Genomic DNA, 6,979 nt, shown 5'->3' with positions numbered 1-6,979 from the left:
TGTGCTGGCCGGCATCGGTGGCCCCGACGCGCTGCGCCGGCTGCTGGCCGCGCTGCCGGCCGGGCTGGCGGTGCCGATCCTGGTCTACATGCGCCTGGACGGGGGCCGTTACGGCAACCTGGTCAAGCAGATGGCCCGTGTGTCGGCGTTGCCGGTGGTGCTGGCTGAATCCGACCAGCCGGTGCTGGCCGGCAATGCCTACATCCTGCCCGATGACGTGGGCGTGGCCGTGCACAACCGCGGCCTGCATTTCACCGCGGATGCCAAGGGCATCCAGGTGGCCGCGTTGCCGCCGGCGCACAGCGCCGTGGTGATGCTCAGCGGCAGTGACGTGGCGTTGCTGGACGACGTGCTGTCGCTGGCCGTGGCCGGCGGCTGGGTCGCGGGCCAGACCGGTGAAGGCTGTTACGACCCGATCGCCGCCAACGCGGTGGTTGCCGCCGGCATGGCCGCCGGTGATCCGCCGCAGCTGGCCGCCGCCATCGCCGAACGCTGGGGCGTGAGCGAGTAATCGCCACGCCGTATCACTTTCAGGAAGCAGACGCATGAGCTACGCCAGCAACGACGAAATCCGTGGGGTACTGATCCAGGCCGGGAGCGAGCGCGTGCTGCTGCCCAATGCGACGGTGGCCGAAATGATGTCCAAGGTGCCGGTCACCCCGGTGGACAACGCGCCCGCGTGGCTGATCGGCGAGATCCGCTGGCAGGGCTGGGACGTGCCGCTGATGTCGTTCGCGCGCCTGTCCGGCCAGGGCGAGGACGCGGTGGTGAGCAACAACAAGGTAGTGGTGCTCAAGGCGCTGGGTGGCAACCCCAATCGCCCCTACCTTGCGCTGCTGACCCATACCTTCCCGCAGCTGATCGCGGTGCCGCGCGACGGCCTGCTGGCCGACGCCTCCGAAGAAACCCTGCCGCAGGGCGTGCACATGCGCGTGCTGCTGGGCGAACAGAGCGCGTTGCTGCCCGATCTTGATGCGCTGGAAGCGGCCCTGGATGAGGCCCTTCCGGTGAATTGACCGGGGATTCGACACCCCGGAAATGCGGTAGCTCACGACCGTTGGTCGTGACGACGCGTCAGCCCAGATCCCCCAACCGCGCCTGCAGGGCCGCGATCGCGGCCAACCCGGCGGTTTCGGTGCGCAGGATCCGCGGCCCCAGCTGCAATCCCTGGAACCCGGCTGTCGCCAGCGCCTGCCGATCGCGCGGCGACCAGCCGCCCTCCGGCCCGATCGCAATCACCACCCCACCGGGCGCGGCCTCCAGCGTGGACAAGCGGTGCTCGCCCAGCGGGTCCAGCGTCAGCTTGAGCGCTTCGGCAGGCATTCCCTTGGCCGCCTCCTGCACGCCCAGCGGCGCGGCTACCTCCGGCACCCGGGCGCGCCCGGACTGCCCACAGGCCGACACCACCACGCTGTGCCAGTGCGCCACGCGCTTTTCCGCCCGCGCCGCGTCCAGCTTGACTTCGGTGCGCTCGGCATTGACCGGCACGATCGCCTGCACCCCCAGTTCGGTGGCTTTCTGCAGGATCAGGTCCATCTTCTCGCCGCGCGCGATGCCCTGCAGCAGGGTGATCGACAGCGTGGATTCGTTGTCCAGCGCCTGCGCGGCCTCGATCCGCACGCGGGCGTCGCGCTTGCCCGATTCCACCAGCGTGGCGCTGTAGTCGTGGCCATCGCCATTGAACAGCACGCAGCCTTCGCCCTCGCGCAGACGCATCACGCGGACAAGATGATTGGCCACCTCTTCGGGCAGCGACAGGGTCTGGCCAACGGCCAGCGGAGCATCCACATAAGAACGGGTCACACGCATGCAACAGCTTCCTCGATCGCGGCCAGGGTGGTCTGGGCCAGCAGGTCCAGGTGTTCGTCCTCCACGCAATAGGGAGGCATCCAGTACAGCACGTTGCCCAGCGGGCGCAGCACCACGCCGCGCCGCAACGCGGCGTTGTAGGCATGCAGCCCCACCCGCGCCCCGGCGGGGAAGGGCGTGCGCTTGTCGCCGTTGCGGGTCAGCTCGAACGCGACCACCATGCCGGCCTGGCGCACATCGGCCACATGGGCGTGGTCGGTGAAGGGCGCGGCCAGGGTGCGCATGACCTCGGCGGTGCTGCGGTTGCGCGCGATCACATCCTCGCTGGCGAAGATGTCCAGCGTGGCCAGCGCGGCGGCGCAGGCCAGCGGGTTGCCCGTGTAGCTGTGCGAATGCAGGAAGGCACGCTCGCGGCTGTCGTCCAGGAACGCGTCGTACAGTGCCTGGGTAGCCAGCACCGCCGCCAGCGGCAGGAAGCCGCCGGTCAGGCCCTTGGACAGGCACAGCAGGTCGGGCATCACCCCGGCCTGTTCGCAGGCGAACAGGGTACCGGTGCGGCCAAAGCCGGTGGCGATCTCATCGGCGATCAGGAACGCGCCATTGGCATCGCACAGTTCGCGCGCCCGCTTCAGATAGACCGGGTCGTGCATGCGCATGCCGCCAGCACACTGCAGGCGCGGCTCCAGGATCACCGCGCAGATCTCGCCCGGGTGCTGGTCGAACAGGTCGGCGAGGCGATCAGCCGCCTCATGGGCGCGCTCAGCGGCGCTCTGCCCCGGTTCGGCCAGGTAGGCGTCCGGCGAGGGCGCGAACAGTGCCTCGGTCAGCAGTGGCGCGTACACGCGGCGGTACAGCGGAATATCTCCGACCGACAGCGCGCCCAGGGTTTCACCGTGGTAGCCGTTCTCCAGCGCCACGAAGCGGGTGCGGTGCTCCTCGCCGCGGTTGCGGAAGTAATGGAACGCCATCTTCAATGCGACCTCGACCCCGGCCGAGCCGTTGTCGGCGTAGAACACCTTGGAAAACGGCGCGCGCCCGGCCTGGCGCGGCGCGATCGCCAGCAACCGTTCGGCCAGTTCCACCGCCGGTTCGTGGCTGAAGCCGGCCAGCATCACCTGCTCCAGCTGGGTGGCCTGGCGGGCGATGGCCGCGCCGATGCGCGGCTCGGCATGGCCGAACAGGTTGGTCCACCAGCTGCTCACCGCATCCAGGTAGCGGTGGCCGTCGTGATCGACCAGCCACGGGCCTTCACCGCGCGCAATCGGCACCAGCGGCAAGGTGTCCGGGTGCTCACGCATCTGCGTGCACGGGTGCCACAGCACGGCCAGGTCGCGTTGCCGCCACCGGTCGGCCAACGTAAGGGGGGCTGGGTCTGCTAGCATTTCGAGCTCATGGCCACGTTTTCACCTGCCTGCATTCTATCGATCTCAAAGAGCCAGTTCGCATGACCCGTCCGCTGCCCACCATCCACCAGATCACGGACGAGGAAAGCGGCCCGTTCCAGCGGCAGCACCTGGACCTGGAGTTCTCCAACGGCGAACGCCGCCGCTTCGAGCGCCTGGTCAGCCGTGGCCACGGCGCGGTGGTGGTGGTGCCGATGCTGGATGACCAGACCGTGCTGCTGGTGCGTGAATACGCGGCCGGCGTGCACCGCTACGAACTGGGGCTGGTGAAGGGCCGCATCGATGCCGGCGAAACCCCCGAACAGGCCGCCGACCGCGAGCTGAAGGAAGAAGCCGGCTACGGCGCGCGCCGGCTGGACGTGCTGCGCGCCATGACCCTGGCCCCGACCTACATGAGCCACCTGTCGCACCTGGTGGTGGCCCGCGACCTGTACCCAGAACGGCTGGTTGGCGATGAGCCCGAAGAGCTGGAAGTGGTGCCGTGGAAAATCGCCGAGCTCGACCGGCTGATGCTGCGCGAGGACTTTTCAGAAGGGCGTTCGCTGGCGGCGTTGTTCATTGCCCGCCAGTGGCTGGAACGCGGGGAATGATCAAACTCACCACCGATCTGCGCGAAACGGTCATTGCCATTGCCCAGGACGCCGCCGCCGCCATCATGGCGGTGTATGCCACGCCGTTCGACGTGGAGATCAAGTCCGACCGCAGCCCGGTCACCGCGGCGGACTTGGCCGCCAACCAGGTGATCCTGCGCGGGCTGGGCCAGCTGACCCCGGACCTGCCGATCCTGTCCGAGGAATCGGCGCAGGTGCCGTGGGAGGTGCGCCGGCATTGGGGCGCCTACTGGCTGGTGGACCCGCTCGATGGCACCCGTGAGTTCGTCAAGCGCAACGACGAATTCAGCGTCAACATCGCCCTGATCTACCAGGGCGCGCCGGCGTTCGGCGTGGTGCTGGCGCCGGTCAGCGGGGTGGCCTGGCACGCCATGCGCGGCGAGCTGGCCTATCGCCGTGACGGCATGCATGACTCGGTGCTGCGCACCCGCACCCCGGCGATGCCGCCGCTGCAGGTGGCCGCCAGCCGCTCGCACCGCAGCCCGGAAACCCAGGCACTGCTGGATCGCATGGGGGAGATCGAGGTCGTCGCACAGGGCTCGTCGCTGAAATTCTGCCGGCTGGCGGAAGGTACGCTCGATGTGTACCCGCGGCTGGGCCCGACCGCCGAGTGGGATACCGCCGCCGGCCAGTGCGTGCTGCATGCCGCAGGCGGCGCGGTGCTGTCGGCCGCCACCGGCAAACCATTCCGCTACAACCGCCGCGAAACGCTGTTGAACGGCGATTTCATCGCGCTGGGCGACACCCGCCTGCCGTGGCGTACCTGGATTCCCGCCTGACCGGAGCACCGATGTCCGCACCCGCCGAACTGGAACGCCTGCTGGGCATCATGGCGCGCCTGCGCGATCCGCTGCGGGGTTGCCCGTGGGACCTGCAGCAGGATTTCGCCAGCATTGCCCCGTACACCATCGAAGAAGCCTACGAGGTCGCCGACGCGATCGACCGTGGCGACCTGGACGACCTCTGCGACGAACTGGGCGACCTGCTGCTGCAGGTGGTGTTCCATGCGCAGATGGCCAGCGAGCAGGGCGCGTTCGGCTTTGCCGATGTCGCCCGCGCGATCAGCGACAAGATGCAGCGCCGCCACCCGCACGTGTTCGCGCAGGTGCAGGTCGATGGGGCTGAAGACGTCAACAGCAACTGGGAAGCGATCAAGCGCGCCGAGCGCGCCGCCAAGGGCGACGCCGACACGTCCGCGCTGGCCGGCATCTCGCGCGGGCTGCCCGAGTGGCAGCGGGCGGTGAAGCTGCAGGCGCGTGCGGCGCGGGTGGGCTTCGACTGGCCGGGCCCGGCGCCGGTGCTGGACAAAGTGCGTGAGGAACTGGACGAGCTAGCGGCGGAATTCGCGCGCGGTCCGGTACAGGACAACCAGGCGCGGCTGGAGGAGGAGCTGGGCGACCTGCTGTTCGTCTGCGCCAACCTGGCGCGGCACGCCAAGGTCGACGTCGGTGCCGCGCTGCGCCACGCCAACCACAAGTTCGAACGGCGCTTCCGCGCCATGGAAGCGCAGGCGGCAGCCGCGGGCGCATCGATGGCCGGGTTGGACCTGGAGGCGCAGGAGCGCCTGTGGGAACAGGCCAAGGCCGCCGAAGCCAAGCCGTGAAAACCTTGCTGCTGTTCGTGCTGACCGCCGTTGCCGAGATTGTCGGCTGCTACCTGCCGTGGTTGTGGCTGCGCCGCGATGGCAGCGCCTGGCTGCTGCTGCCGGCCGCCGCCAGCCTGGCCTTGTTCGCGTGGCTGCTGACCCTGCACCCGGCTGCCAGCGGGCGTGTCTACGCTGCGTACGGCGGGGTATACATCGGCACCGCGCTGGCGTGGCTGTGGGTGGTGGATGGCATCCGCCCCGGCCGCTGGGACCTGCTGGGCGTGGCCCTGTGCCTGGCCGGCATGGCGGTGATCATGTTCGCACCGCGCGCGGGCTAGGCGGGGCCGACCGTGGCGCACCGCCGCAGGCGTTGACGGAGCGGTTCTGGGATAATGACGATCTGCATTTTCATCCCCCGGATTGTGGTCATGACCCAGAAGACGCTACTCAACGATACCCACCGCGCGCTCGGCGCCAAGATGGTCGATTTCGGCGGTTGGGACATGCCCATCCACTATGGTTCGCAGCTGGACGAGCACCACCTCGTCCGCGCCGATGCGGGCATGTTCGATGTGAGCCACATGACCGTGGTCGACCTGCGCGGCGCGCAGGTGCGCCCGTTCCTGCGCCGCCTGCTGGCCAACTCGGTGGACAAGCTGAAGGTGCCGGGCAAGGCGCTGTACTCGTGCATGCTCAATGCGCAGGGCGGGGTGATCGACGACCTGATCGTCTATTACCTGGCCGACGACTTCTTCCGCATGGTGGTCAACGCCTCCACCCGTGAGAAGGACCTGGCCTGGATCCGCGAGCAGGCCGCCGCCTTCGATGTGCAGGTGACCGAGCGCGAAGACCTGGCGATCATCGCCGTGCAGGGTCCGACCGCACGCGAGCGCGTCACCGGCCTGGTGGCCGAGGCCGACCGCGCCGCGCTGCAGAAGCTGGGTCGCTTCGCCGCCGTGGACGTCACCGCTGCCAGCGGCGCACCGCTGTTCGTTGCCCGCACCGGTTACACCGGTGAGGATGGCTTCGAAATCCTGGTGGCCCAGGACCAGGTCATCGCCTTCTGGAATGCACTGGCGGCCGCCGGCGTGCGCCCGGCCGGCCTCGGCGCGCGTGACACGCTGCGCCTGGAAGCGGGCATGAACCTGTATGGCCAGGACATGGACGAAGCGATCAGCCCGCTGGAAGCGGCGCTGGCCTGGACGGTGGCGCTGGACGAAGGCCGCGACTTCATCGGCCGCGACGTGCTGGAGGCGCAGAAGGCTGCCGGCGACGCGCGCCAGATGATCGGCCTGGTGATGGACGAGAAGGGCGTGCTGCGCCATGGCCAGGCGGTGACCACCGCCGGCGGCACCGGCGAGATCCTGTCGGGCACGTTCTCGCCGACGCTGGGCAAGGGCATCGCCTTCGCCCGCGTGCCGGGTGGCGAGCTCGGCCAGGTGCACGTGGACATCCGCGGCCGGCAGGTGCCGGTGCGCGTAGTGAAGTTCCCGTTCGTGCGCGAAGGCCAGGCGCAGCCCGGCGTGCTGGGCGAAAGCTGAGCACCGGTTGTTTTACACTACCCCCGTTTT

9 protein-coding genes are annotated in these 6,979 nt (G+C 69.2%); 7 read left to right on the top strand and 2 right to left on the bottom strand.

Annotated features, from left to right (window positions below; all coding sequences use genetic code 11):
• Positions 1-511 (top strand): chemotaxis protein CheB (locus tag ACQG3P_RS08105; protein WP_426804730.1); only part of this gene is annotated, 511 nt, incomplete at its 5' end.
• A 34-nt stretch (positions 512-545) separates the two neighbouring features.
• The gene (locus ACQG3P_RS08100; RefSeq protein WP_184126773.1) at positions 546-1,016 is read left to right on the top strand and encodes a chemotaxis protein CheW; all 471 of its coding nucleotides are present in this window, start codon (positions 546-548) and stop codon (positions 1,014-1,016) included.
• A 58-nt stretch (positions 1,017-1,074) separates the two neighbouring features.
• Here the strand turns inward: ACQG3P_RS08100 and ACQG3P_RS08095 are convergent, their stop codons facing one another.
• Both ACQG3P_RS08095 and bioA read right to left on the bottom strand, forming a co-directional pair.
• On the bottom strand, positions 1,075-1,809 hold the full coding sequence (locus tag ACQG3P_RS08095; protein WP_426804729.1) for a 16S rRNA (uracil(1498)-N(3))-methyltransferase: 735 nt from the start codon (positions 1,807-1,809) through the stop codon (positions 1,075-1,077).
• Positions 1,800-3,191 carry an adenosylmethionine--8-amino-7-oxononanoate transaminase gene (gene bioA / locus ACQG3P_RS08090; RefSeq protein WP_426804728.1) on the bottom strand — a complete coding sequence of 464 codons (1,392 nt, stop codon included), beginning with the start codon at positions 3,189-3,191 and terminating at the stop codon, positions 1,800-1,802. Before bioA ends, ACQG3P_RS08095 begins: the two co-directional genes overlap by 10 nt.
• A 62-nt stretch (positions 3,192-3,253) precedes the next feature.
• Between bioA and nudE the strand changes: the two genes are divergently transcribed.
• From nudE to gcvT, 5 genes are all read left to right on the top strand, one after another.
• Positions 3,254-3,802 (top strand): ADP compounds hydrolase NudE, encoded by a 549-nt coding sequence (gene nudE, locus ACQG3P_RS08085; protein WP_068853712.1) that lies wholly within the window; start codon positions 3,254-3,256, stop codon positions 3,800-3,802.
• Complete coding sequence (cysQ, locus tag ACQG3P_RS08080; protein WP_095364337.1) at positions 3,799-4,602, top strand: 3'(2'),5'-bisphosphate nucleotidase CysQ; 804 nt, start codon at positions 3,799-3,801, stop codon at positions 4,600-4,602. The genes nudE and cysQ overlap by 4 nt, the downstream gene beginning before the upstream one ends.
• A gap of 11 nt (positions 4,603-4,613) precedes the next feature.
• A complete protein-coding gene (gene mazG, locus ACQG3P_RS08075; RefSeq protein ID WP_426804727.1) occupies positions 4,614-5,426 on the top strand; it encodes a nucleoside triphosphate pyrophosphohydrolase in 813 nt (270 codons plus the stop codon).
• Positions 5,423-5,746, top strand: coding sequence for a YnfA family protein (locus ACQG3P_RS08070; protein ID WP_068853710.1), 324 nt, complete (start codon positions 5,423-5,425; stop codon positions 5,744-5,746). The genes mazG and ACQG3P_RS08070 overlap by 4 nt, the downstream gene beginning before the upstream one ends.
• A 90-nt stretch (positions 5,747-5,836) precedes the next feature.
• Positions 5,837-6,949 (top strand): glycine cleavage system aminomethyltransferase GcvT, encoded by a 1,113-nt coding sequence (gene gcvT / locus ACQG3P_RS08065; protein ID WP_068853709.1) that lies wholly within the window; start codon positions 5,837-5,839, stop codon positions 6,947-6,949.
• Positions 6,950-6,979: the final 30 nt, after the last annotated feature.

The sequence above is a fragment of the Stenotrophomonas sp. SrG genome, from assembly GCF_050031795.1.
GTDB lineage: Bacteria > Pseudomonadota > Gammaproteobacteria > Xanthomonadales > Xanthomonadaceae > Stenotrophomonas > Stenotrophomonas rhizophila_A.
This window is presented reverse-complemented; position numbering and strand designations above follow the sequence as displayed.